A 26,153-nucleotide genomic window follows, 5' to 3' on the forward strand; every position below is an offset into this window, starting at 1 on the left:
TTATAAAAACTTCTTATCTATGATCTACACGGCGAACAACGGCATCACCGATAGATTGAATGATTTGAACTAACACAATAAGCATTACCACAGTCACAGCCATGATCAGCACATCGTAACGGTGGAAACCGTAGCGAATAGCGACATCACCAAGGCCGCCACCACCCACGGTACCTGCCATCGCTGAATAGCTGACTAAGGTCACTAAGGTAATCGTGACTGAGTTGACGATGGTTGGCATCGCTTCAGGTAGCAGTACTTTATTGATGATTTGCAGTGGTGTTGCGCCCATTGACTGCGCCGCCTCAACGAGACCATTTGGCACTTCTAGAAGCGCACCTTCAATCAAGCGAGCGACAAAAGGAATCGCACCAATAGTAAGTGGAACGATCGCGGCGGTCGTGCCAATAAACGTACCGACTAACAGTTTGGTCACTGGAATAATGGCGACCATTAAAACCAGAAATGGAACAGAACGACCCACGTTCACTACTGCGCCAAGAATGCTGTTTAGCTTGGTGTTTTCCAGTAAGCCGCCTTTTTTAGAGGTATGCAGAATCACACCAAGTGGAATACCGACTGCAAAGCCAACCACACCAGAAACCGCGACCATATAGAGCGTTTCCCATGTTGCACCTAATAACAAATCTGCGTTAAGGCTTAGCCATTGTGAAAATGAATTAAAGGACATAGCCAAGCACCTCAACTTTTACATTATGCTCACGTAAGAATTCGATTGCGTTATTATCGTCTGCTTCACTACCAAACAATTCAGCGACCATCATGCCGAATTTAACCCCACCCGCATAATCCAGATCAGAGCTTAAGATGTTGGCATCAATATTATATTTACGGGCAATCTGGCTCATTAGCGGAGCATCCACGGTTGCGCCAGTAAACTCTAAACGTACTAACGGGTAGCTGCCTTCTACACGAGTCGGTTGCAAACGCACTTGATAGTCTTCCGGAATAGAGAGATCTAACGTTGAGCGAATAAACTGGTGCGCGAGTTCGGTTTTTGGATGAGCAAAGATCTCTCCAACCGTACCTTTTTCGACTAACTCACCACCGCCGATGATCGCCACTTCATGACAGATACTTTTCACCACATCCATTTCATGAGTGATCAATAAAATGGTGATTTTGAGTTTGCGGTTAATCTCGCGTAACAATTCTAATATTGATTGTGTCGTCGCTGGATCAAGTGCGCTGGTTGCCTCATCACACAGTAGAACCTTCGGATCAGAAGCAAGCGCGCGAGCAATCGCTACACGTTGTTTTTGACCACCACTAAGATTGGCAGGATATGTTTCGTGCTTGTCTTCAAGACCGACTAATTTTAGTAGTTCAGAAACTTTGGTTTGAATGTGCTTTTTGTCTTTACCTGCTAACTCGAGTGGTAAGGCAACATTGCCAAATACAGTACGAGAAGAGAGTAGATTAAAATGCTGGAAAATCATGCCGATGTTACGGCGCGCTTCGCTAAGCTGCGATTTAGTTAATGCCGTCAATTCGACGCCATCAATAATAATTTGGCCGCTGGTTGGAACTTCGAGCATATTGACGCAGCGGATCAGTGTACTTTTACCGGCACCAGACGCGCCAATCACGCCAAAAATAGTCCCCTGAGGGATATTCAGATTGATGTCTATTAAGGCAGGAATTTCCTTCTTACCTTGATAGAAAATCTTATTAACTTGGTTGATTTCAATCATTGAGAACCCTGCTTTGGCTCGAAATAGGAACAGTAGATAATGTTGAGCTACATCTCATTTATCAGATGATGCTATGGGTTTGTTGAATTTGTGTCAATAGGTATTTTTACGTCTAGACGTCTATTTGAACGTTTGCATGCAAACGTTCAGGAATTAGATCGTGATGAAAGAAATAAAGCGTGCAATAATTCTGAATAAATAAAGTAGATAGAGAAGCAAATTGTGGCTAAACCAGCAGTCTTTTTAGATCGTGACGGTGTGATTAACGTTGATCATGGCTATGTACATGACGAACATGACTTTGAATTTATTGATGGTGTCTTTGAGGCAACCAAAAAATTGAAAGAGATGGGTTACCTACTTGTGCTTGTTACCAACCAATCCGGTATCGCACGCGGCAAGTTCAGCGAAGAACGTTTTGAGTCGCTCACTCAATGGATGGACTGGAACTTTGTCGATAATGGCGTTGAGCTAGATGGCATTTACTATTGCCCGCACCATGCAGAGCATGGCGTAGGGGTCTACAAAGAAGATTGTGATTGCCGTAAACCAAAACCAGGTATGTTTATTTCTGCCCGCGATTTTTTAAAGATCGATATGGCGAATTCAATCATGGTGGGTGATAAAGCAGAAGATATGATGGCAGCAGAAGCCGCTGGTGTCGGCACAAAATTATTGGTTCGTACTGGTAAGCCGATCACCGAACAGGGAGAAAAGCTTGCAACAGCAGTACTGGATAGTATTGTGAATGTCCCTAACTATCTAAACAAATAGACTATTATATAAAGGCTGCAATTGCGGCCTTTATTTTTACAGGAGGTAAACATGGTCAAACTCGGTATTCTTGCCACGACAGTGCTGGTATTAGCAGGCTGTGCGGGCAGTGACAGCCAAACATCAAGCAATGATCCTAATCAGTATCAATATGATTGCGATAACCAGCATCAATTTTCAGTGACCTACTTAATTGAAGATCAAGCTGCTTTAGTCCGTGTTCTCGATATTGATTACGCTTTGGTGCAAGCCCCGGCTGGTTCTGGTACGCGCTATATATTGCCTGAAAATACCCTCTCTGAAGTTATGCCCGTCACGCTTTATACCAGAGGCGATAATGCGCGTTTAGAGTATGGCCGAGAGGTTTATCAAAATTGTAAAACCAACTAATACTAACACCTAGCTGAGGTGATAGAATGAGCCTCAGCTAACCATCTTCTTATTCCCGCCATTGAACTCATTGTATGACCAAAAAACTGACTATTTTAGATATTGCCCGCTTGTCTGGTGTTGGTAAATCAACCGTTTCACGCGTGTTGACCAACGATCCTAAAGTGAAGCCAGAAACTCGAGTGAAAGTGGAGCAGGTGATAGCTGATTCTGGTTATGTCCCTTCTAAATCAGCCCAGTCGATGCGTGGCGGCAGTCAGAGAGTGGTGGGTGTCATTATCTCTCGTTTAGATTCGCCATCGGAAAACAAAGCGGTGGGTAGTATGTTGCAAGTACTTTATCAAGCGGGTTATGACGTGGTGATCATGGAGAGCCAGCTTGATAGTGAAAAAACAACCGAACACTTAAGCGTACTTAAACGTCGCAATGTTGATGGTGTGATTGTGTTTGGCTTTAGTGACTTTGATCTTACTCAACTCGAACAATGGCAAGGTCGGGCGGTGGTGATTGCGATGGATACCAAACAGGTATCGTCGATTAACTATGATAACCATGGCGTCATTTGTCATGCCTTGGCCTTTTTGCGCCAGCAATCGCTTGATAGGATTGCGTACATTGGGGTTAACCCAAGTGACCGAACTACGGGTAAGCTACGTTTAGATGCTTATTTGGAATGGTGCGAACACCATGCATTGAGTGCTAACTATCAAACTGGCGATCTGCATCACGAGAGTGCCTATCAACTGGTGGATAAAGTAATACAAGCGGACACTCAGGCGATAGTCTGCGCCAGTGATACGCTTGCGCTTGGGGTGATCAAACGCCTACAAGAGCTAGGCCGCGAGGAGGTGGTGGTCACTGGTGTTGGTGGCAATGAGCTGTTGTCGTTTTTATTCCCGAATGTTTTTAGTATCGACCCCGGTTACGCGCAAGCTGGGATAAAGGCAGCTAAGTTATTGATCTCTCATATAAACGGTGAAGGTTCACTGACCCACTTGACTCAAAAACCCATTCAAATCTAACTCATTATATTTTAAGTGATTTAAAATTAGACTGTGATCGCATTCAATTTATGGGACTGTTCCCATTTTATCTTTGGGTCGCTTCTGCCAATATAATTAACAACCAATGGGAACATTCCCATAAAGACAATCGTAAAGAATTGGCTCCAATAAGGGTGGAAAAGGATATGAGCAAGATTGCCAAAAAAGAGGTCGAACGGCTGATAGCGTTGGTCGGTGGATCGAAAAACATCGCCAGTGTCAGCCACTGTCTAACCCGTCTTCGTTTCGTGCTCAATGATACAGAGATAGCGGACCAACAGGGGCTAGAAGCCCTGAGCCTAGTCAAAGGTTGCTTTACCAATGCAGGGCAATTTCAAGTGGTGATTGGTACCGACGTTGATGAGGTCTATAAAATATTGATTGAGTTGTCGGGTAAATCGGAAGCATCAAAAGATGAGGCGAAGAATGCCGCGCGACAAAACATGAACATTCTTGAACGCGGTATTTCCCATTTAGCTGAAATCTTTGTACCGCTGCTACCTGCGATTATTACCGGTGGTCTGATTTTAGGCTTCCGCAACGTGATTGGCGACATCAAGATGTTTGATGGTCAGACGCTGACCGAGATAAGCCAGTTTTGGGCCACGGTGCATAGTTTTCTTTGGCTGATTGGTGAAGCGATCTTCTTCTTCCTACCTGTTGGCGTGTGTTGGTCTACGGTGAAGAAACTCGGTGGTACGCCAATTCTTGGTATTACGCTTGGTTTAACCTTGGTATCACCTCAACTTATGAATGCCTACTTGATCGGTAAGCAAGCACCAGAAGTATGGGATTTTGGCTTATTTGTGATTGAAAAAGTTGGTTATCAAGCTCAGGTTATTCCGGCCATGTTAGCGGGGGTCGCTTTGGCCTTTATTGAAACCAATCTTAAACGCATAGTGCCGTCTTATCTGTACTTGGTGGTGGTGCCGTTTGTTTCGATTATCGTGTCAGTTGTGTTAGCGCATTCTATTATCGGTCCGTTTGGTCGTATGTTAGGTGATGGTGTAGCTTTCGCAGCTAAAGCTGCCATGATGGGCGATTTTGCTGTGATTGGTTCGATTGTGTTTGGCTTCTTGTATGCGCCATTGGTGATTACCGGCATTCATCACACCACCAACGCAGTTGATCTGCAATTGATGCAAGATTTAGGTGGTACGCCAATTTGGCCACTGATTGCTTTGTCAAATATTGCACAAGCTTCAGCGGTGGTCGGTATTATCATCATTAGTAAAAAACACGGCGAGCGTGATATCTCAGTACCGGCAGCGATTTCAGCCTACTTAGGCGTCACTGAGCCGGCGATGTACGGTATCAACCTCAAGTACAAGTTCCCTATGCTCAGTGCCATGATTGGCTCTGCCGCTGCCGCTGCAATCTGTGGTATGTCAGGTGTCATGGCGAATGGCATTGGGGTGGGTGGTTTGCCGGGTATTCTTTCTATTCAGCCTCAGTTCTGGGGTGTCTATGCCATTGCGATGCTGGTGGCAATTGTCGTTCCGACATTGTTGACGCTGTTGTTTTATAAGCGTACCCAAGCGAAAGGCGAGCTAGAAATGGCGAACGCATAGTTTATTTGTCTCCACGGCAAAGGATGCGATGCCGTGGATTTTTTTGAGTCGGAGTTTGGCTCAAACTGGTAAGTGAAATTAGTTATGACAACCTTCCTACAGCAGCAAGATTGGTGGCAAACGGCCACCATTTACCAAATTTATCCGAAAAGCTTTTGTGACTCTTCGGCGCAAGGTACTGGTGATATTCGTGGCATTATTTCTAAATTGGATTATCTAAAAACGCTGGGCATTGATGCGATTTGGTTAACGCCCGTTTATCAGTCGCCGATGATCGATAATGGTTATGATATTTCGGACTATTACGCGATTAACCCAGAGTTTGGCACCATGGCAGATTTTGATGTACTTGTGGAACAAGCACATCAGCGTGGTATTCGTATCATCATGGATATCGTGGTTAATCATACGTCAACCGCACACCAATGGTTTCAATCGGCACTAAGTGATAAAAAAAGCCCATATAGAGACTATTACATCTGGCGAGATCCTGTGAATGGCGATGTGCCGAATAATTGGCAATCTAAATTTGGTGGTAGCGCTTGGGCATTCGATGAAGCGACAGATCAATACTACCTACACTTATTCGCGAAAGAGCAAGCCGATCTAAACTGGGAAAACCAAGTTGTACGTGAAGAAGTAAAACAGATCATCAGTTTTTGGGCGGAAAAAGGCGTTGATGGTTTTCGCTTAGATGTGATTAATCTGATTTCAAAGCAGCAAGACTTTCCTAACGATGATCATGGTGATGGCCGTCGTTTTTATACCGATGGCCCACGCGTGCATGAGTATTTGCAAGAGATCAGTCAGGCTGTATTCCAGAAATATGGTTGTGTCACCGTCGGTGAAATGTCATCGACGACGCTCGAACACTGTCAGCAATATTCTTCGCTCGATGGCAAAGAACTGTCGATGGTGTTTAATTTTCACCATCTTAAAGTCGATTATCCCAACGGTGAAAAATGGTCTAATGCCTCGTTTGATTTTATTCAGCTCAAGCAGATCTTTAACCATTGGCAAACCGGGTTAAGTGGCAAAGGGTGGGGGGCTTTGTTTTGGTGTAATCATGATCAGCCGCGTATTGTTAGTCGTTTAGGCGATGACCAAAAGTACCGCGTTGAATCAGCTAAGATGCTCGCTGCCACACTGCATATGATGCAAGGTACGCCGTATATCTATCAAGGTGAAGAGTTAGGGATGACCAATCCGGGTTATACTGCTATTGAGCAGTATCGAGATGTAGAAAGCACTAATATGTACGATATTATGGTCAACCAGCAAGGGGTAGATCATGATGAAATGATGACCATCTTGGCGCAAAAGTCTCGTGATAATTCTCGCACGCCAATGCAATGGGACAATTCATGTCATGCCGGCTTTACTCAGGGTGAACCGTGGTTAGAAGTGGCGAGTAACTACACGCAGATCAATGCGCAAAGCGCCTTAGATGATCAAAACTCGGTGTTCTATTTTTACCAGCAGTTGATTGCACTACGCAAGCTACACCCTGTGATCACACATGGTTTGTTCTATGATTTGCTGCCACAAGATGAACACTGTTATGTCTATTTACGTGAGAGTGAGACGCAGCAGCTTATCTTAATTAGTAACTTTTACGCTGAAGAGGCGATATGCCAATTACCAGAGCATTTGGATCTTTCCGCTGCACAGTGTTTATTAACCAATTATCAAAATGCGTTGTTTAATGTGACAAACCAAATGGTGTCGCTGCGCCCTTATGAGACTCGAATTCTTCTCATCGATAAGTAATTAGTGCCGTGGAAAGTGAACGAATAAGTCGTAAACAAAAAGGTTTGGGGTATGCCCCAAACCTTTCTATTACACATCATCTTGAAGTTTACCGATAGCTCACTACGTAGCGAGTTGGCTTATGGTTCATCGCCAACACCAGATTAAGTACAACCGCGCCAAATACTGAATAGAGTAAGGTTTGCGGCGGTACAAAGAAAAATGAGGTAATTAAAATAACGCAATCAATCGCCAATTGAGTTTTGCCGACCGAAATACCGAATTTATCTTGGATGAGTAAACAGAGCACGTTAAAGCCGCCAAGGCTAGAACGATGACGAAATAGAATCAGCATTCCCAGTCCCATCAAAACGCCACCCGCTAAAGCACAATAAGCAGGGCTGATTTTATCCAGACTGATCACCAAATCGAGGTGATCGGTTAAAATCGACACCAACGCACCTGAGATTGCGCTGTTAAATGCGAAGCGTGCGCCAAAACGTTTCCAAGCTAAAAGATAAAATGGGCAGTTCGCTAAAAAGTATAATGTGCCGAAAGACCAAGGAACAACTTGGCTAACGAGCAATGCAAGGCCAGTGGTGCCACCAGTAAGAAGGTGAGCTGATTGGAGGAAAAAGACCCCTTGTGCGACGATAAACGTGCCGGTCAATATGGCGATCCAATCTTCTTTACGTGTATGTTTTTCCATCAATTTAAAATTAAACCTTGAACGAATGGCCTGCATAGTAAGGAAAAGATGAGGTTTTCGGTAGATTGAGAGCGAAAATTAAGGTAAACCTATGTAATTGTCTTTTTACAAGGTGTAAATCGTCGTGTTGACAGTTATTGGGCAAAGATGGCCTCAACATGATAAACCTTGTAAACCAGTATGAAAAAACTGCATGAGAAAAATGCAATTTTCTCTTTATGACCTAGATCAAATTATGTAAAATGCGCGCCAGTAGGGTGACGAAAACGTTTGCGTCGGGGTCGTTTGCCAGTTTTTTGCAACTTTCAGTCTAAATCTGAGTCAGGAGATACAGATGCTTAAGCGTGATATGAACATCGCAGATTACGATGCGGATTTGTTCGCAGCTATCCAAGAAGAAACTCTTCGTCAGGAAGAGCACATTGAACTAATTGCTTCTGAAAACTACACCAGCCCACGAGTAATGGAAGCACAGGGCTCTCAGCTAACTAACAAGTACGCTGAAGGTTACCCAGGTAAACGCTACTACGGTGGTTGTGAGTATGTGGATAAAGTGGAAACACTTGCGATCGAACGTGCTTGTGAACTATTCGGTGCCGAATATGCCAACGTACAGCCACACTCGGGTTCTCAAGCTAATAACGCGGTTTACATGGCGCTGCTTAACGCTGGCGATACCGTTCTAGGCATGAGCCTAGCGCACGGCGGTCACCTAACTCACGGTTCACCAGTAAACTTCTCTGGTAAGCTTTACAACATTATTCCTTACGGCATCGATGAGAAAGGTCAAATCGATTACGAAGAAATGGAAGCATTAGCGGTAGAACACAAACCTAAGATGATCATTGGTGGTTTCTCTGCTTACTCTCAAGTGTGTGATTGGGCGCGTATGCGTGAAATCGCGGACAAAGTAGGTGCTTACTTCTTCGTTGATATGGCGCACGTAGCGGGTCTTATCGCTGCCGGTGTTTACCCGAACCCTGTACCGCATGCGCACGTAGTAACCACAACGACGCACAAAACGCTAGCGGGTCCACGCGGCGGTCTAATCCTTTCTAACGAAGGTGAAGATCTGTATAAGAAGCTGAACTCAGCGGTATTCCCTGGTGGTCAGGGTGGCCCTCTAATGCACGTTATTGCCGGTAAAGCAGTGGCGTTCAAAGAAGCTCTAGAGCCAGAATTCAAAGAATACCAAGCGCGCGTTGTTGCAAACGCAAAAGCAATGGTTGCTGAATTCCTTGCTCGTGGCTACAACATCGTGTCTGGTTCTACAGAGAACCACTTGTTCCTAGTTGATCTGATCGACAAAGACATCACAGGTAAAGAAGCGGATGCAGCACTAGGTGCGGCCAATATCACCGTGAACAAAAACTCAGTACCAAACGACCCACGTAGCCCATTCGTAACGTCTGGTATCCGTGTTGGTTCTCCATCAATCACTCGCCGTGGCTTTACTGAAGAAGATTCAAAAGCATTGGCAGGTTGGATGTGTGACATCTTAGACAACATCGGTGATGAGTCTGTGATTGAAGCCACCAAAGTGAAAGTATTGGAAATTTGTAAGCGTCTACCGGTTTACGCTTAATTTTTCTTCGTAGAGTGAACGAGTGACTGTGTCGCTCATCTACTATGAAAATGCGATTTGAAAGGCTCCTTCTGGAGCCTTTTTCGTATTTGGAATGATGAAATTCGCTGTTGGATAGATGGTTAAGTCGCCAAGATGATTTTGAAAAGGAGCTTAATGCTCCTTTTTTTGTCTAAAGAAAATAGGAAAATGATGTACTGATAATGGTTTGGCGGAACTTACTTGGCAATACTCAGTAATGTGCCGGATTTGCATTTGAATGAGTAATAGCGCGTGCTTTCGTTAAATTTTCCTAGCCCTTCGCCGCCACAATAATCGATATTAATGTCACGCATGGTATCGAGTGTGTTTTCGGTGTTGAGTGCGAACTTTGAACCATCAGAACATAAAATTCTCACCCGGCCATCATCACTGAGCGAGTAAATATCCACTTCGGTGTTACACAGTTCAAAAGAGGCTTCTTGAAAGTTATCTTGCTGCTCGGTAGTTGAACAGGCAGCAAGCATCACGCTAGCACTGACGGCCAGCAAAAGGCATTTTTCCATAGCTATATCCCATTTTATTAGGTGCGACGCTCTCGGCGGCCAGCAGAGTGGTATCGCTTTAATAAGCCTAGAAGTGCATATCATTTTGTGCAAGCTAGTAACGTAATAATAATGAATTAGTGGCCGCTTTTCAGGTGGATATACGCGATTGGCATGGGAAACACAGACGTACAAAATAAAAAGCCAGTCATAAGTAGACTGGCTTTTAATGAGACAATATGCGGGCTAATTAGCTCACTTCGATGCCTTGCGCTTGAAGATCGGCATGGTAAGAAGAGCGAACAAATGGGCCACAAGCTGCATGTGTAAAGCCAAGCTCCAAAGCAATTTCTTTCAACTCATCAAACTCGGCTGGTGGCACGTAGCGCTCAACGGGTAGGTGATGACGGCTGGGCGCAAGGTATTGGCCAAGTGTCAGCATGGTTACCCCATGAGCACGCAGATCTTTCAATACTTCGACGATCTCTTCTTTGGTTTCGCCTAGGCCCATCATGACGCCTGACTTAGTTGGGATCTCCGGGTGTTGCTCTTTGAACTTCTGTAGTAGCTGTAGTGACCATTTGTAGTTGGCGCCAGGGCGAACTTTGCGGTACAAGCGTGGCGCGGTTTCTAGGTTGTGGTTAAACACATCTGGGGTGTTTTCACTGAGCAACTCGAGTGCAACATCCATACGGCCACGGAAGTCAGGGACCAAGGTTTCAATTTTAATGTTTGGGCTTAGTGCGCGGATTTCACGGTTACAATCGGCAAAGTGTTGTGCGCCACCATCACGTAGGTCATCACGGTCAACAGAGGTGATCACCACGTATTTTAGCTTCATGTCCGCGATAGTCTGTGCCAGCTTTTTCGGTTCGTCAGCTTCTGGTGCAACAGGGCGGCCATGGCCAACATCACAGAATGGGCAGCGGCGAGTACAGATTGCACCTAAGATCATAAAGGTCGCTGTACCGTGGTTAAAGCATTCCGCGAGGTTGGGGCATGAGGCCTCTTCACAAACAGAGTGCAGGTTGTTCTTACGCATTGCTGATTTGATGTCTTGAATGCGTTGGCTATCTGCAGGTAGCTTGATCTTCATCCAATCAGGCTTGCGTAGCACTTCTCTCTGCTCAGTAGGCATGTTTTTCACGGGAATTAATGCCATTTTATCAGCGTCACGGTATTTAACGCCTTTTTCCATTTGGATTGGTTTACTCATGCTTCTATTACTTCTCGTTTGGGACTGCTGTGCTGACTTGTAGTTGTTGATAATCTAACAGAGTCGCAAGTTCTTTTAGTAGTTGTTCGGCAACGACATTGACATCATCAGGACCACCAAGTTGGCTAACTTGCACCATTTCCATTCCCGCATAACCACATGGGTTGATACGTAGAAAAGGCGACATGTCCATATTAACGTTAAGTGCCAAACCATGAAATGAGCATCCTTTGCGGATACGTAGGCCGAGTGAGCAGATTTTTTTATTATCTACATACACACCAGGTGCATCTGGTCGAGCCGCTGAATCGATATTGTAAGCTTTAAGTGTATTGATCACGAGGTTCTCAATGTGAGTAACGAGATCTCGCACGCCGAATTTCTTGCGACGTATGTTTATCAGGAAGTAGACCACCATTTGGCCGGGACCATGGTAAGTTACTTGGCCACCGCGATCACTTTGCACCACAGGTATATCTCCTGTATTGAGCAGATGCTCGGTTTTGCCCGCTTGGCCTTGGGTAAAAACTGGATTGTGCTCGACAAACCAAACTTCATCGAGAGTTTCCTCGTTGCGTTGATCGGTAAAGGCATGCATTGCGTGCCAAATCGGCTCGTAATCTTGTTTACCAAGATGCTTCACAACCAGAGTTTCTTGCATTCCTGAGTCCATCATAAATCAATAAAGTGTCCGGATTATAAACCGCTTCGTGACATGGGACTATATGCTGATAACAGTTTTTTAACCCTTCTATTTAAAGGTGATTTTTATCCGTCTGATATATAACAAAAAAGCAGCCGAAGCTGCTTTCAAAAATATTTTATTTTTTAAAATAAAATTATAGAACCATGCGAACGATGTCGATATCACCAAGTTCTTTGTATAGCGTCTCTACTTGTTCAATAGAAGTCGCTTGGATAGTAACGGACACGGCGTGATAGTTACCTTTTGAACTTGGTTTCACGGTAGGACTGTAGTCACCCGGAGCATGGCGTTGAATAACCTCGAGCACTTTTTCTGGTAATTCAGGCTTAGCGTAGCCCATAACCTTGTAAGTGAATGAACAAGGAAACTCAAGCAGGTCTTTCAGTTTTGCATCTGAGTTAATAGTCAGCATTTTTGGAAACTCCAAGTTGAAATGTCGATCTAAGCAGCGCGGAATGTTACTGCCAATCGGTTTGAATCTCAAGGTTGTCGATACAGCGATAATAAAACAAAAGCCGCCAAAAGGCGGCTTGAACTATTTAATTAGTGGCCGAGATTAGAATAAGCTTTTAACCAGCATTACGATGTAATCCCAAAGGCGACTGAATAGGCTACCCTCATGCACATCTTCAAGTGCAAGTAGAGGGTATTGCGCGATATCTTCACCATCTAGTTGGTAGTATAGCGTACCAACGACATCACCTTTACTAATTGGGGCTTCTAGCTCTTTTTCAAGTACGAAGCTTGCTTTTAGATTTTTCGCTTGACCACGAGGAAGAGTGACATAGGTATCTTGATCAAGGCCAAGAGCGACCATGTCTTTATCACCCATCCACACTTTTTCTTCTACAAACGTTTCACCTGCTTTATGCGGTGCAACCGTTTCAAAGAAGCGGAAACCGTAGCTCAATAGTTTTTTGCTTTCTGATTTACGTGCATTAGCGTTTTTGGTGCCCATTACAACCGCAACAAGGCGCATTTTACCTTCCGTTGCTGAGCTTACTAGGCTGTAACCTGCGTTGCTTGTGTGACCGGTCTTAATACCATCCACATTCATGCTTTTATCCCACAGCAAACCGTTACGGTTGTACTGAGTGATGCCGTTGTATGTATATTTTTGCTGTGAATAAATTCGGTACTCTTCAGGCACATCACGGATCAGTGCTGAGCCTAACAGCGCCATATCGTAAGGCGTTGAGTAAAGCGCATCATTGTCTAGGCCGTGAACGTTAGCGAAGTGCGTATCGCTCATACCTAGAGTGCTTGCCCAGGCATTCATCAAATCAACAAATGCATCTTCTGAACCGGCAATGTGCTCAGCCATCGCAACACAAGCATCGTTGCCTGATTGAACAATGATACCTTGGTTAAGGTCTTTTACTTTTACCGTGGTACCGACTTCGATAAACATTTTCGAAGAGTCTGGGAAGTTTTTTGCCCAAGCATTTTTACTGATGGTGACATCGTCATCTTCAGAAATATTGCCACGTGCGAGCTCTTGGCCGATAACGTAACTGGTCATCATCTTGGTCAAGCTTGCTGGTGACAGCTTGGTGTTCATTTCTTTTTGTGCCAGCACTTTGCCTGAATGGTAATCCATCAGCACATAGCCTTTCGCTGCAATTTGAGGTGCATCAGGCACTACAATAGGAGAGGCCATTACAGAAGAGGCGAAGCTTGCCGTAAGCGCAATAGAAGACGCAAAAACGGTTTTAATTAACGTTGTTTTTTTCATATTGACTACAGATTTATCTCGAACTGTCCATATCTTAACAGAAACCCTCGTTCAGACCAGTCAAGGAAGTGATCTGAACGAGAAGGAAACTAGTATTTTTTAACGAAGGCACTGGAATAACCCAGCAGTTTAACTTGCTCTAACGTTTTTTGCGTCAGGTTATAGTCATCAAATGGGCCAAGTATCACACGGTGAATCTCTTTATCTGAGTTTACCAAGCTGCCCACAGATAGTTTTTGACTTAGATCTTTCGCTAAAGTTTCAACACGATCTTTATGTGATGATGATGCGACCTGAATCTGATACTTCGGCAACGACTTCTGTTGCTCTGATTGCGGTTTTTCAACCGTAATCACTTCAATTTCAACGTTGGCGGTACCAGTACGAATAACATCGAGTTTGGTCGCGGCAGCAAAGCTCAAGTCAATAATGCGACCCGGATGAAATGGCCCACGATCGTTAACACGCACGATAGTGCTTTTGCCATTGTCAGTGTTGGTGACTTTGACATAGCTCGGCAATGGCAACTCTTTATGAGCAGCGCTCATAGAGTACATGTCATAAACTTCACCAATTGAGGTTGAATGGCCATGGAATTTTTTGCCATACCATGATGCCTGGCCTTTCTCTTTAAAGCCTTTGGGATCTTTAATGATGTGATAGCGCTGGCCGCGAACGGTGTAATCTTTCGTACCCCCTAAGCTGTATGGCTCGTATTGAGGAACCACTTCTTCAATATGTTCTACCGACATTGGCTGAGCAGGTGCGATGTCCTGTTCAAGATCGTAACGCTCTGCTTGATAGCGATCGGATTCAGACAGCGGTGGCGTTGTCGCAGTAGGCTCCGGTTCAGAAGGCGATGAGGAACAACCAACCATAACACTACTAACAAGTGCGAATGCTGCGAATTTATAGAGTGACTTCATTAGGTTGCCTTCGAAAACGCTTTTCTATGAGTATGAATAGACATCAAAATACCAAAACCGGCCATTAGCGTCACCATTGAGGTACCGCCATAGCTAATTAAAGGCAAGGGCACACCGACTACCGGCAAAATGCCACTTACCATACCAATGTTTACAAACACGTAAACAAAAAAACTTAACACAATACTGCCGGCCATCATGCGACCAAAAGCGGTTTGAGCCTTGCTGGCGAGATAGAGACCTCGCCCAATAATAAACAGATATAACAACAACAGGGTAAGAATACCGACGAGCCCCCATTCTTCGGCAATAACGGCAAAGATGAAGTCGGTATGTCGCTCGGGTAAAAACTCAAGCTGTGACTGAGTTCCTTGTAACCAACCTTTACCCATTACACCACCAGAGCCAATTGCAATCTTACTTTGGATAATATGGTAGCCAGCGCCTAAAGGGTCAGATTCAGGGTTGAACAGTGTCCTTACTCGCACCTTCTGATACTCGCGCATCAAGAAAAACCACAGTATAGGCAAGAAAGCACTGACGGCGCACACGGCGCTAAAAATGATTTTCCAACTGATCCCTGCAAGAAAAATCACAAAAACCCCAGAAGCGGCAATCAGGATTGAGGTGCCAAGATCGGGTTGTTTCGCGATGAGTATTGTAGGAACACATACCATCACTAACGACATCACCAGCGTTTGGAACGTGGGTGGTAGCGTGCGTCGACCGATGAAGCGAGCCACCATCAATGGCACGGCCAGTTTAAGTAGTTCGGAAGGTTGAAAGCGAACAAAGCCTAAATTTAGCCAGCGCTGTGCACCTTTTGATGACTCACCAAAAAAAAGCACTCCGAGCAGTAACGCGACGCCGCAAAAAAACATCAACGGCGCTAGCGTTTCGTAGGTTCGTGGTGGTAATTGAGCGAGAAAGAACATAACCCCAAGCGCTAACCCCATTCGCATCGCTTGGCGATCCATCATCGCAAAGCTTTGTCCGCTGGCACTGTACATTACGACTAAGCCAAAGCCCATCAGAAGTAAAATGCCCAATAACAGGGGTAAATCTATATGAAAGCGCTCAAACAGCGACCGGTTTTGGCCTGTCGCGGGGTCAAAATCCATTACTTCTCCACCTCATCCTTTTTCAGTAGTTCATGATCAAATATTTTTCGTGCTACTGGCGCACCGTTGGTCGAGCCTCCGCCTGCGTTTTCAAGCACGATTGAGACGACGACTTTCGGATCTTCAACCGGAGCAAAACCGGTAAATAGGGCGTGGTCACGCAAGTGCTCGGCAAGTTCATCGGCGTTATATTCTTCATCTTCGCCAAGGCCAAAGACTTGCGCAGTGCCTGATTTACCCGCACTGACATATTTCGTACCTGCAAATGCACGGCGCGCGGTGCCTTTTTTGCCATTGTTTACGAGGCGCATGCCTTCAATAGCTATATCCCAGTAGCTCTCTTTTACGCCGTTGATTGGCGGGTAAGTGAGTACTTCGGCCATGGTGTTATTATTGAACGGTTGCCCGTTTTCAATCGTAGCGCGCAGTAGATGTGGTGCAAACACTTTCCCGCGGTTAACGAGAACGGAGGTCGCTTTCGCCAATTGCATTGGGGTTGCAGTCCAGTAACCTTGGCCGATGCCGACGGGGATGGTGTCCCCTTGATACCATGGGGTACGGTGGCGCGCTAGTTTCCATTCGCGAGTCGGCATATTGGCTTTGCTCTCTTCGTGAATATCTATACCGGTATAGTCGCCAAAGCCGAACATCATCATCCACTGTGAGATACGGTCAATCCCCATATCGTAAGCAACTTGGTAGTAGAAGGTATCCACTGATTCTTCTATCGACTTCACGACATCGACCTTGCCATGCCCCCAGCGTAACCAGTCACGGAAGGGTTTAGTTTTTGAATTTGGAATCTTCCAGTAGCCCGGATCGTTACGTACGGTGTAAGGGGTAATCACACCTTCCTCTAACGCTGCGACGGCCATCATTGGTTTGATCGTCGAAGCCGGAGGGTAAATTCCCAATGTCGCTCGGTTAACGAGTGGACGGTCTTTGTTATCCAACAATGCACGGTAATCTTTACCCGAAATACCATGTACAAACGAGTTTGGATCATAGCTTGGGCTTGAGACCATCGCCAGTACGCCATTATCGTGTGGATCGAGGACGACCGCACTGCCGCGGCGACCGGCCAGTAAATCATGAATGTAGGATTGTAAGTCGATGTCCAAGTTAAGCACGATGTCTTTTCCTGGTACAGGAGGTACATATTTCAGCACACGAATGATACGGCCGCGGCTGTTAACTTCGACTTCTTGATAACCGGCGGTACCGTGCAACATATCTTCGTAGTAACGCTCGATGCCAAGCTTACCGATATCTCGAGTTGCTTGGTAGTTAGCGTCTTTTTCCTCACGGACTAAGCGCTGCATATCGCGATCGTTGATACGGGATACATAGCCAATGACGTGAGTGAGTACTTCACCATAAGGGTAATAACGCTTAAGGTTAGCGTTAACGGTAACACCGGGGAAGTTATGTTGGTTGACCGAAAATTTGGCCACCTGCTCTTCGTTAAGTTGATTGAGGATCGGTACTGATTTAAAGCGACGCGTACGGCGGCGCTCTTTTTCAAAACGCTCAACTTGTTCTGGCGTAATGGCCAAGATTTGTTGCAGACGTGCAATGGTGTCGTCCATGTCTTTGATTTTTTCTGGCGTAATTTCCAGGCTAAAGACAGGGCGGTTTTCTGCCAATAAGACACCATTACGATCGTAAATAAGACCGCGATTTGGCGCGATCGGTACGATCTTAATTCGGTTGTCGTTTGAGCGCGTTTTGTAATCTTGATATTGATTAACCTGAATGTTGTACAGGTTGGCAACCAAGACGCCCATCATGGCGAAAATACCAATAAAAGCCACAATAGCGCGGCTGCCAAACAGCCGTGCCTCTTCTTGGTAATCCCGAATACGGGTACGCTTCCTCAACATCGACGCTTATTCTCGGTGATATGGGTGGTTAGTGGTAATGCTCCACGCGCGGTAAAGGCTTTCTGCCATGACGATGCGAACGAGTGGGTGCGGTAATGTTAAAGCAGACAACGACCAGCTTTGTTCTGCCGCAGCTTTACAAGCGGGAGCAAGCCCTTCTGGTCCACCGATCAGGATGGAGACATCGCGTGCATCCAGTTTCCAAGCTTCCAGTTGCTCTGCAAGCTGAGGCGTGTCCCATTTTTTACCTGGGATATCTAACGTGACAATGCGGTTGCCTTTTGGCACTGCGGCCAGCATGGCTTCGCCTTCTTTTTGCAAAATTCGGGCGATATCGGCATTTTTACCGCGCTTACCTGCGGTAATTTCAATTAACTCTAGTGGCATATCGTGTGGGAAGCGACGGCGATACTCTTGAAAGCCCTCTTCAACCCACTTAGGCATTTTGGTGCCAACCGCGACTAATTGAATTTTCATCACTTAGCCCCACAGTTTTTCAAGTTGGTAGATATCGCGTTGTTCTTGTTGCATAACGTGTAAAATCGTATCGCCCATGTCGACGATAACCCATTCGCCTTCATCTTCACCGTCGATCGCCAGCGGTTCCATACCAGCCAGTTTTGACTCACGAGCAACATGCTCTGCAATTGAGGCAACATGACGCTTAGAGGTGCCGGTGCAAATGATCATAAAATCGGTAATGCTTGATTTGCCCTGTACATCAATAGTTAAAATGCCTTCGGCTTTCATATCGTCTGCTTTGTCGGCAATAAACGCGTTCAGTTGTTCGTTTTGCAAAATAAATTCCTCAATGAAATGAGTATGGTTTGGCCAAAAATAGGCGGCGGATTATAGCACGCTTTTTATAGCTTCACTTGTGGTAAGCAGATCTCGGTACTTAGTTGGTGCAATGTTGGCCAACTCGAGACTTCATATTGAGTCTTACTTTGTATTTCAATACGCGCTAAAAGTTGCATCAATTGCTGTAGTTTTGCAGTGCTGAGTCGTTGTAATGCGGCGCTGTATAGTGGGCGTTTCGTTTGCCAAATCCGGTAACTATCAAAAACTTGATTGATGCTGCTGGTTTGAGCTTGCAACTGCATCTGCAGTAATTGTGTTAACTCACGTTGAATGGTTCGGACTAGAATGACCACTTCTGTCCCTTCAGCTTCGAGTTGGCGCAAAATTCGTTGTGCACGATTGCCTTTACCTGCCAGTAGAGCATCGGTCCAATGGAAAGCGGTAAAGTGATTGTGACGACTAAGCGACTCTTCGACTCGTACCATGGTCAGTTGACCATCAGGATAGAGTAAAAGCAGCTTCTCTAAGCTTTGGCTGAGTGCGAATAAGTTGCCTTCGTGCCACTGCGCCAACATCTGTACTGCTTCTGCATCTGGCTGTAAACCCAGTGCACGACAGCGGGTTTGTACAAATTGAGGTAAGCGTTGTAGATCAGGGCTGAGGCAATTTACCCAGCAAGCTTGAGCGCTTAGGGTTTTGAACCACTTCGCGCTCTCTTGAGCTTTGGTGAGTTTAGAGCCGACCACGACCAAAATGACATCGGCGTGCAGCATCTCAGCGACATTAAGCAGCTCTTTGGCGATCGCGACATTGACGCCGGACTCAGGCAGTTCCAGTTCTATCAGTTGACGGGCGGAGAAGAGGCTCATCGCTTGGCAGCAGTCATAGACTTGATACCAATCAAAGCTGGCATCAATGGTGAATCGATGCCGCTCTTCAAAGCCTTGCTGTGTCGCTGCTTTTTGAATCGCTTGGCGAGACTCTTGCAGCAGCAGAGGCTCGTTGCCGAACAATAGATAAATCGGTTGGAGCTGTTTACTGAGTTGATCAGCTAAACGGTCAGCAAAAATACGCATTGAAATCTCTATTGCTCAAGATCAGGTTGCTGAATTTCAGGTTCCTGAAGATCGATTGAGTTCGTTTCATTTTCAATGGTGTCAATGCGGTAAAGCTCTTGTTCCTCTGCGCGTTGCTGTGCTTTTTGCTCATCAACTTCTTGGCCGGTCATCATAGTACCCGCTTCGATATCGGCTTTTAGACGTGCCATTTGACGAATGATTTGGCTCGCGGCAAGCTTACGCATTTCATCTTCAATCATGTCGCGCTCAACCGATTTCGCTAGTGCCGTGAGAGGGTTGTCTAGGTAACTACGTGTCACGCTGGTTGAAAATTGGCGCGAGCCGATTTCAGGAATGGTCACTCGGTAGGAAGCATTGAATGTCAGTTCTTTTTCTGCCGCGCGGGTGTTTTGGTACAGCGACAGCGTACGCTCACCGACACTTTCCCCTAATAGGTGTAGATTAGGGATATTAGCCGCTGGTGGTACTAGGGTGACTTCACTCATGCGTAGTTGAGATCGCATCATACGAGTAAAAGTACTGTACTGGTCATAACTGGTGAGCGACATGGTGTCGAGCTCTTCAGGAATAGAATAATCGCCTCTGAGATGGAAACCACAAGCAGTCAAAAGGCTGGCTGCTAGTACAACACTAGTCAACTTAATAGAGGATAGGGAAAATAGACGCATTGACGTACGGCTCTCTGTTATTGGTTATTTATCTAAAGTCACTCACTGCAAACGGCAGGAAGTAGCTTGAGATAAATAAACAGGGTAGTGGCACTACCCTGTTTAAAAGACCTTTAAATGGCGACTAAGTTCGCCATTTTTTGCTGGTGTTCGTAACGAGGATTAGTTCGCAACGATGTTCAGTAGTTTACCCGGAACGTAAATCACTTTACGAATGGTTAAACCATCAAGGAACTTCACTGCGTTTTCGTCATTTAAGCCAAGCTCACGTACTTGTTCTTCCGTTGCATCTGCTGCAACGTTGAATTTTGCACGTAGTTTGCCGTTGATCATGACCACGATGGTTTTTTCATCTTCAACCAGCGCTTTCTCATCGAATGTTGGCCAGGTTGCTGAATCAACGTCAGACTCGCCTAATGCAATCCACATTTCGTAAGAGATGTGCGGTGTCATCGGGTAAAGCATACGAACCACTGCTTTCAGCGCTTCATCAAGAATCGCACGATCTTGCACTGACTCTTGTGGTGCTTTCGCCAGTTTGTTCATCAATTCCATGATCGCTGCGATCGCAGTGTTGAATGTTTGACGACGACCGATATCATCCGATACTTTCGCGATGGTTTTGTGCACGTCACGACGTAGTGCTTTCTGATCACCAGATAGAGCTGCAACGTCAACGGCTTCAGCGGCACCTTTTGCTGTGTGGCTAGCCACAAGCTTCCAAACACGTTTTAGGAAACGGTTTGCGCCTTCAACGCCAGACTCTTGCCATTCAAGTGTCATATCTGCAGGTGATGCAAACATCATGAATAGGCGTACAGTATCAGCACCGTATTTATCAACCATTTCTTGTGGGTCAATACCGTTGTTTTTTGACTTAGACATTTTGATCATGCCTGAGTGTTCAACGTTGCGACCTTGGTTATCAACCGCTTTTTCGATACGGCCTTTACCATCACGTTCAATGGTGACATCTGTTGGTGCGATCCACTCTTTACCGCCTTTTTCGGTGGTGTAGAAGAAAGCATCAGCCAGAACCATGCCTTGACATAGTAGCTGCTTAAACGGTTCGTCAGACGTTACGTAGCCTGCGTCACGTAGCAATTTATGGAAGAAGCGTGAGTACAATAGGTGCATACAAGCGTGCTCGATACCACCAATGTACTGGTCTACTGGTAGCCAGTAGTTTGCTTTTTCAGGATCTAGGATATCGTCTGCTTGTGGAGAACAGTAACGCGCGTAGTACCAAGATGATTCCATAAAGGTATCGAAGGTATCGGTTTCACGCAGTGCTGGCTCGCCATTAAATGTCGTCTTCGCCCACTCTTTGTCTGCTTTGATCGGGCTAGTTACGCCATCCATCACCACATCTTCAGGTAGGATAACAGGTAGTTGGTCAGCAGGAACCGGGTGAACTTCACCATCTTCAGTGGTTACCATTGGGATTGGAGCACCCCAGTAACGTTGACGAGATACACCCCAGTCACGTAGACGGAAGTTAACCGTTTTAGTGCCTTTACCTTCTGCTTCTAGTTTCGCAGCGATCGCATCGAATGCCGCTTGGAATTCTAGGCCGTCGAATTCGCCTGAATCAAACAAAACACCTTTTTCGGTGTAAGCGGCTTCAGAGACATCCACGTCAGTGCCATCAACTGGCTTGATCACTGGAATGATGTCTAGGCCGTATTTAGTTGCAAATTCGTAGTCACGTTGATCGTGAGCAGGAACCGCCATTACCGCGCCGGTGCCGTAATCCATAAGAACGAAGTTTGCTACGTAAATTGGCACTTCACGACCGTTCAATGGGTGAATAGCAGTAAGGCCAGTCGCCATACCTTTCTTCTCCATTGTCGCCAGTTCCGCTTCAGCTACTTTGGTGTTCTTACATTCGTCAACGAATGCTGCAAGCTCAGCGTTGTTCTCAGCCGCTTTCTCTGCAAGAGGGTGACCAGCCGCAATACCGACGTAAGTCACGCCCATAAGCGTGTCAGGACGTGTGGTGTACACTTCTAGTGGTGATGCTTCACCTTGCACTTCAAATGCAAGCTCAACACCTTCAGAGCGACCAATCCAGTTACGTTGCATGGTTTTCACCATGTCAGGCCAGCCATCTAGGTTGTCTAGATCGTCAAGCAGCTCTTGTGCGTATTCAGTGATTTTAATGAACCACTGTGGAATTTTCTTTTGTTCAACTGGCGTATCACAACGCCAGCAGCAACCGTCCTCAACCTGCTCGTTCGCAAGCACTGTTTGGTCGTTTGGACACCAGTTTACTGAAGAGGTTTTTTTGTAAACCAAGCCTTTTTCGTACAGCTTAGTAAAGAATTCTTGTTCCCAACGGTAGTACTCAGGCGTACAAGTTGCGAATTCACGATTCCAATCGTAACCAAAACCAAGCAGTTTAAGCTGGTTTTTCATGTATTCGATGTTTTCGTATGTCCATGGTGCAGGTGCAGTATTATTTTTTACTGCTGCGTTTTCTGCAGGTAGACCAAACGCATCCCAACCGATTGGTTGCATGACGTTTTTGCCTTGTAGACGTTGGAAACGAGATACCACATCACCGATCGTATAGTTACGCACGTGACCCATGTGCAGTCGACCACTTGGGTACGGGAACATAGACAAACAGTAGAATTTTTCTTTGTTTGGGTCTTCACTTACAACAAAGGTCTTGTTGTTATCCCAGTGCTGTTGAACTTTCTGTTCAATGTCTTGCGGGTTGTATTGCTCTTGCATCGATGATATCCGGTTATCTTGGAAAGTGTGAGTTCAGTTAGAACAGACAATAATAGATCGTCATAGAATACATAAAGGAGTAGAGTTCAACAATAGCCAAGGCTCTTCTACACAGAAGTTGCTGCATTGTTGGCTGATTTCGCTTCCCAAGTCGCAAACTATACTTGTGGTAAGGGATTTGCTCATTTGTCGCCAAAAAACAAAATCTAACCTTGTTAACGCGACATGATATTGAGGGGGAGTAGCTATGCCTAAACGTAAATCCGGTTATGAAGATATGTTTGATGATGTGGTGGAAGCACTCAAACATAGTCCGGAAGAAGTCAACCATGTGCTCGAGACATCAGGTAAATATGTCGAGGCGGCCAATGATATGACCAAAGATGAGTTGGCATTGATATCGGCTTATATGAAATCAGATTTAAAAGAGTTTGCTGATAACTATGAGCACTCGAAAAGTGGTCCATTTTACCAAATGGTGACCAATTCAATCTGGCAAGGGCTATTAGAAATTACCGACCGAACCAAAGTTGAGTGGGTCGAGTTGTTTGCTGACTTAGAACATCAAGGCCTATATCAAGCTGGTGACGTCATTGGTTTAGGGACGTTGGTGTGCGATAAGTGTGGTCACCAAACTCAATATAATCACCCCACCGAGATCATTGCCTGTATTCAATGTGGTCATAAAGCCTTCACCCGTCGGCCGCTAAAACCATAAATTCATATAAAAAACAGGGCTCTGATGAGCCCTGTTTTTTTAGTGTTTACGACGGCGATAGAGACCAACCGCGAGACACAGTAGTACCCATAAATACAATGGCCACGAGCCTACCGCATGGTATGGCGTTTGTCCGCTGGTTGAGACAACGCTAGCGCGCAATACGCCAGTTTCGAATTGTGGAATTTGCGCAGTAATTTGCCCTTTGTAGTCGGTGACGGCTGTGACGCCATTATTGGTTGAGCGAATCACAGGCTTACCAAACTCAAGCGCACGCATACGGGCAATTTCCATATGTTGCAGTGGGCCAATGGAACGACCAAACCATGCATCATTGGATAGGGTCAGAATAAAGTCGGTGTCATCAGTAATATTGGCACGCACTTGCTCACCAAAAATAATCTCGTAGCAAAGCGCTGGTGCTAACTGCTTGCCGTTGGCATCAATATTATTTTGCACGTAATCACCGCGGCTAAACGATGACATCGGCAAATTAAAGAATGGCGCAAGCGGACGAAGCAGAGCTTCAAATGGCACAAACTCACCAAATGGCAGTAGGTGATGTTTATGGTAACGCTTTTCTAGGTCGTAGCTGTAGTCACCATAATTGGTTTCACCGAGTGACAGAATACTGTTGTAGAACTGACGATTGCTGTCTTGGTTGACCACTCCGGTGATTACTGCACTATGATTCGCTTTGGCGGTGCTATCCAAATTGGATAAGAACGAGCTGATCTCAAATTCGAATGCTGGAATAGCCGCTTCTGGCCAAATGATAATATCGGCATCCCAATTCTGTCGGGTTAGGTCGACATATTTCATGATGGTCGGCCAGCGTTGGCTTGGTTGCCATTTTAGCGCTTGCTCGATGTTACCTTGAATAAGGGCAAATTTAGTTGTGCTCTCTGGGTTGGGTGTAACCCAGTTAATATTACGTAACCCAAAACCGGTCGCCACGATGATCGCGGGTATCACCAGCATCGACCACTGTTTATGGATCAGCGTATAAGCGATAGCGCTGCCACTGATGACGATAAGCAAGGTGATCAGTTCAACCCCACCAAGTGGAGCAAAGCTGGCGAGAGGGGAATCTATTTGGCTGTAGCCAAGCCACAACCATGGAAAGCCAGTCATTACCCAACCGCGTAACCAGTCACAAATGAGCCACAGTGCTGGAGCAAGAAGTAAAAAGCGCAGACGGTCACTTTTTGCGGCAAAACGATTAAGCAGGCCCGCAAAGAGCGCAGGGTAAATCGCCAGATAGCTGACTAATAAGAACATCAAAAACAGACTGGCAATTTTTGGCATGCCACCAAAATTGTCGATGCTGACGTGAACCCAGCTGATGCCGGTAGCAAACTGGCCGACACCCCAAGCAAAACCAATGACGATGGCTTTTTTGGTACTTTGGCCATCGAGAAGCCACAGCAGTGCCACGACACTCAGAATCGCTAAAGGCCACAGTTGGTAGGGGGTGAATGCAAATGTTGTTAAGGCGCCAACAAAAGCGGCCCCTACGGGCCGCTTGAGGCGATGAACTAGCTTACTAATCATCGTTATTATCTTATTTAGAAGAAGTGTCGATTACTCTTCAATAGGTTGCGGTGATGGCTCGTCGTCTGGCACAGTCACTTGCAGTTGAATAACACGACGGTTATCGGCTGCGGTGACTTTAAAGCTGTAATGATCAATCTCTACAACTTCACCTCGCGATGGTAAATGACCGAATGTCGTCATTACCAAACCACCTACGGTATCGACTTCTTCATCACTGAACGAAGTGCCGAAGGTTTCATTGAACTCTTCAATAGTGGTGAGGGCTTTGACAGCATACGTGTGTTTGCTTAGCTGACGAATATCCAATTCTTCCTCATCGTCGAACTCGTCTTCGATGTCGCCAACGATTTCTTCTAGGATGTCTTCGATAGTCACTAGGCCGGATACGCCACCAAATTCATCGACTACGATCGCCATATGATAGCGCTCTTCGCGGAATTCTTTGAGCAGTCGGTCTACACGTTTGCTTTCAGGAACAACAACTGCAGGGCGAATCACTTGTTCAATGTTGAACTCTGCACTGTCAGAACCTAGGTATTTGAGTAAGTCCTTCGCGAGTAGGATGCCTTCCACATGGTCTTTGTCTTCGCTAATAACAGGGTAGCGAGAGTGTTGAGCATCGGTGATCAACGCAACCAGTGCGTCAAGATCGTCAGTGCGCTCCACTGTGACCATTTGCGAGCGTGGGATCATAATATCACGCACTCGCATTTCGGCTATTTCCATAACACCTTCGAGCATGTCGCGGGTATCGTGGTCAATAAGGTCATTTTCTTCTGAGTCGCGGATAACATCCACAAGCTCTTGGCGATCTTTAAGATCACCTTGGAATAGTTGACCTAGGCGTACAAAGAAGGACTTTCTACTCGGACCTTCTGATTTTTCTTTCTTACCTTCTAGAGATGAGGGCGAATTATCTTCGTTCATTGTGTCTCAATTACATA

At 45.7% G+C, this 26,153-nt stretch carries 25 protein-coding genes; 7 read left to right on the forward strand and 18 right to left on the reverse strand.

Translation table 11 applies throughout. From position 1 onward, the window contains the following. Nucleotides 1–13: 13 nt before the first annotated feature. Both RJD38_RS10110 and metN read right to left on the reverse strand, forming a co-directional pair. Nucleotides 14–691 (reverse strand): methionine ABC transporter permease, encoded by a 678-nt coding sequence (locus RJD38_RS10110; protein WP_005593335.1) that lies wholly within the window; start codon nucleotides 689–691, stop codon nucleotides 14–16. Next, on the reverse strand, nucleotides 681–1,715 hold the full coding sequence (gene metN, locus RJD38_RS10115; protein WP_065545631.1) for a methionine ABC transporter ATP-binding protein MetN: 1,035 nt from the start codon (nucleotides 1,713–1,715) through the stop codon (nucleotides 681–683). The genes RJD38_RS10110 and metN overlap by 11 nt, the downstream gene beginning before the upstream one ends. Nucleotides 1,716–1,937: 222 nt before the next feature. On the opposite strand from metN, the gene gmhB reads away from it, so the two are divergent. The 5 genes from gmhB (at nucleotide 1,938) to treC (ending at nucleotide 7,263) form a co-directional block, all read left to right on the forward strand. Then, on the forward strand, nucleotides 1,938–2,489 hold the full coding sequence (gene gmhB / locus RJD38_RS10120; RefSeq protein WP_065545630.1) for a D-glycero-beta-D-manno-heptose 1,7-bisphosphate 7-phosphatase: 552 nt from the start codon (nucleotides 1,938–1,940) through the stop codon (nucleotides 2,487–2,489). Between the two features lie 51 nt (nucleotides 2,490–2,540). Then, the gene (locus tag RJD38_RS10125; RefSeq protein WP_009387644.1) at nucleotides 2,541–2,879 is read left to right on the forward strand and encodes an MliC family protein; all 339 of its coding nucleotides are present in this window, start codon (nucleotides 2,541–2,543) and stop codon (nucleotides 2,877–2,879) included. 74 nt (nucleotides 2,880–2,953) lie between these two features. Next, nucleotides 2,954–3,901, forward strand: coding sequence for a trehalose operon repressor TreR (treR, locus tag RJD38_RS10130; RefSeq protein ID WP_065545629.1), 948 nt, complete (start codon nucleotides 2,954–2,956; stop codon nucleotides 3,899–3,901). Nucleotides 3,902–4,068: 167 nt separating this feature from the next. Beyond that, nucleotides 4,069–5,493 carry a PTS trehalose transporter subunit IIBC gene (treB, locus tag RJD38_RS10135; RefSeq protein WP_065545628.1) on the forward strand — a complete coding sequence of 475 codons (1,425 nt, stop codon included), beginning with the start codon at nucleotides 4,069–4,071 and terminating at the stop codon, nucleotides 5,491–5,493. A gap of 84 nt (nucleotides 5,494–5,577) precedes the next feature. Next, nucleotides 5,578–7,263: an alpha,alpha-phosphotrehalase gene (treC, locus tag RJD38_RS10140; RefSeq protein WP_065545627.1), complete on the forward strand. Its 1,686-nt coding sequence runs from the start codon at nucleotides 5,578–5,580 to the stop codon at nucleotides 7,261–7,263. A gap of 88 nt (nucleotides 7,264–7,351) precedes the next feature. Here treC and RJD38_RS10145 read toward each other — a convergent pair whose 3' ends face one another. Continuing rightward, the gene (locus RJD38_RS10145) at nucleotides 7,352–7,951 is read right to left on the reverse strand and encodes a YitT family protein (RefSeq protein ID WP_065545626.1); all 600 of its coding nucleotides are present in this window, start codon (nucleotides 7,949–7,951) and stop codon (nucleotides 7,352–7,354) included. A 334-nt stretch (nucleotides 7,952–8,285) separates the two neighbouring features. On the opposite strand from RJD38_RS10145, the gene glyA reads away from it, so the two are divergent. Beyond that, nucleotides 8,286–9,536, forward strand: a complete 1,251-nt coding sequence (gene glyA, locus RJD38_RS10150) for a serine hydroxymethyltransferase (protein WP_005593597.1) — start codon at nucleotides 8,286–8,288, stop codon at nucleotides 9,534–9,536. 218 nt (nucleotides 9,537–9,754) lie between these two features. On the opposite strand, the gene RJD38_RS10155 is transcribed toward glyA, so the two are convergent. The 13 genes from RJD38_RS10155 to leuS all read right to left on the reverse strand — a co-directional run bounded on the left by RJD38_RS10155 (nucleotide 9,755) and on the right by leuS (nucleotide 22,934). Beyond that, entirely contained in the window at nucleotides 9,755–10,081 is a 327-nt protein-coding gene (locus RJD38_RS10155; RefSeq protein WP_005593596.1) for a hypothetical protein, read from the reverse strand. 229 nt (nucleotides 10,082–10,310) lie between these two features. Continuing rightward, nucleotides 10,311–11,276: a lipoyl synthase gene (lipA, locus tag RJD38_RS10160; RefSeq protein WP_065545625.1), complete on the reverse strand. Its 966-nt coding sequence runs from the start codon at nucleotides 11,274–11,276 to the stop codon at nucleotides 10,311–10,313. Nucleotides 11,277–11,283: 7 nt separating this feature from the next. Then, complete coding sequence (gene lipB / locus RJD38_RS10165; RefSeq protein ID WP_065545624.1) at nucleotides 11,284–11,937, reverse strand: lipoyl(octanoyl) transferase LipB; 654 nt, start codon at nucleotides 11,935–11,937, stop codon at nucleotides 11,284–11,286. A gap of 178 nt (nucleotides 11,938–12,115) precedes the next feature. Continuing rightward, complete coding sequence (gene ybeD / locus RJD38_RS10170; RefSeq protein ID WP_005593593.1) at nucleotides 12,116–12,394, reverse strand: DUF493 family protein YbeD; 279 nt, start codon at nucleotides 12,392–12,394, stop codon at nucleotides 12,116–12,118. Nucleotides 12,395–12,538: 144 nt separating this feature from the next. Next, nucleotides 12,539–13,717 carry a serine hydrolase gene (locus tag RJD38_RS10175; protein WP_005593592.1) on the reverse strand — a complete coding sequence of 393 codons (1,179 nt, stop codon included), beginning with the start codon at nucleotides 13,715–13,717 and terminating at the stop codon, nucleotides 12,539–12,541. Between the two features lie 89 nt (nucleotides 13,718–13,806). Further along, the gene (locus RJD38_RS10180; RefSeq protein WP_065545623.1) at nucleotides 13,807–14,643 is read right to left on the reverse strand and encodes a septal ring lytic transglycosylase RlpA family protein; all 837 of its coding nucleotides are present in this window, start codon (nucleotides 14,641–14,643) and stop codon (nucleotides 13,807–13,809) included. Continuing rightward, nucleotides 14,643–15,764 (reverse strand): rod shape-determining protein RodA, encoded by a 1,122-nt coding sequence (gene rodA / locus RJD38_RS10185; protein WP_065545622.1) that lies wholly within the window; start codon nucleotides 15,762–15,764, stop codon nucleotides 14,643–14,645. Before rodA ends, RJD38_RS10180 begins: the two co-directional genes overlap by 1 nt. Continuing rightward, nucleotides 15,764–17,647, reverse strand: a complete 1,884-nt coding sequence (mrdA, locus tag RJD38_RS10190) for a penicillin-binding protein 2 (protein ID WP_005593587.1) — start codon at nucleotides 17,645–17,647, stop codon at nucleotides 15,764–15,766. Before mrdA ends, rodA begins: the two co-directional genes overlap by 1 nt. A gap of 6 nt (nucleotides 17,648–17,653) precedes the next feature. Then, nucleotides 17,654–18,124, reverse strand: a complete 471-nt coding sequence (gene rlmH, locus RJD38_RS10195) for a 23S rRNA (pseudouridine(1915)-N(3))-methyltransferase RlmH (RefSeq protein WP_005593586.1) — start codon at nucleotides 18,122–18,124, stop codon at nucleotides 17,654–17,656. A 3-nt stretch (nucleotides 18,125–18,127) separates the two neighbouring features. Then, the gene (gene rsfS / locus RJD38_RS10200) at nucleotides 18,128–18,445 is read right to left on the reverse strand and encodes a ribosome silencing factor (RefSeq protein WP_005593585.1); all 318 of its coding nucleotides are present in this window, start codon (nucleotides 18,443–18,445) and stop codon (nucleotides 18,128–18,130) included. Nucleotides 18,446–18,510: 65 nt separating this feature from the next. Next, on the reverse strand, nucleotides 18,511–19,524 hold the full coding sequence (gene holA / locus RJD38_RS10205; RefSeq protein ID WP_065429929.1) for a DNA polymerase III subunit delta: 1,014 nt from the start codon (nucleotides 19,522–19,524) through the stop codon (nucleotides 18,511–18,513). A gap of 8 nt (nucleotides 19,525–19,532) precedes the next feature. Continuing rightward, a complete protein-coding gene (lptE, locus tag RJD38_RS10210) occupies nucleotides 19,533–20,195 on the reverse strand; it encodes an LPS assembly lipoprotein LptE (protein ID WP_040757831.1) in 663 nt (220 codons plus the stop codon). 162 nt (nucleotides 20,196–20,357) lie between these two features. Next, on the reverse strand, nucleotides 20,358–22,934 hold the full coding sequence (gene leuS, locus RJD38_RS10215) for a leucine--tRNA ligase (RefSeq protein ID WP_065545621.1): 2,577 nt from the start codon (nucleotides 22,932–22,934) through the stop codon (nucleotides 20,358–20,360). A gap of 247 nt (nucleotides 22,935–23,181) precedes the next feature. On the opposite strand from leuS, the gene RJD38_RS10220 reads away from it, so the two are divergent. Further along, the gene (locus tag RJD38_RS10220) at nucleotides 23,182–23,652 is read left to right on the forward strand and encodes a zinc ribbon-containing protein (RefSeq protein ID WP_065545620.1); all 471 of its coding nucleotides are present in this window, start codon (nucleotides 23,182–23,184) and stop codon (nucleotides 23,650–23,652) included. A 39-nt stretch (nucleotides 23,653–23,691) separates the two neighbouring features. Here RJD38_RS10220 and lnt read toward each other — a convergent pair whose 3' ends face one another. Together lnt and corC are read right to left on the reverse strand one after the other, a co-directional pair. Further along, nucleotides 23,692–25,206: an apolipoprotein N-acyltransferase gene (gene lnt, locus RJD38_RS10225; protein WP_065545619.1), complete on the reverse strand. Its 1,515-nt coding sequence runs from the start codon at nucleotides 25,204–25,206 to the stop codon at nucleotides 23,692–23,694. A 30-nt stretch (nucleotides 25,207–25,236) separates the two neighbouring features. Next, on the reverse strand, nucleotides 25,237–26,136 hold the full coding sequence (corC, locus tag RJD38_RS10230) for a CNNM family magnesium/cobalt transport protein CorC (protein ID WP_005593579.1): 900 nt from the start codon (nucleotides 26,134–26,136) through the stop codon (nucleotides 25,237–25,239). Nucleotides 26,137–26,153 lie beyond the last annotated feature (17 nt).

The sequence above is a fragment of the Vibrio scophthalmi genome (assembly GCF_040869025.1).
GTDB lineage: Bacteria > Pseudomonadota > Gammaproteobacteria > Enterobacterales > Vibrionaceae > Vibrio > Vibrio scophthalmi.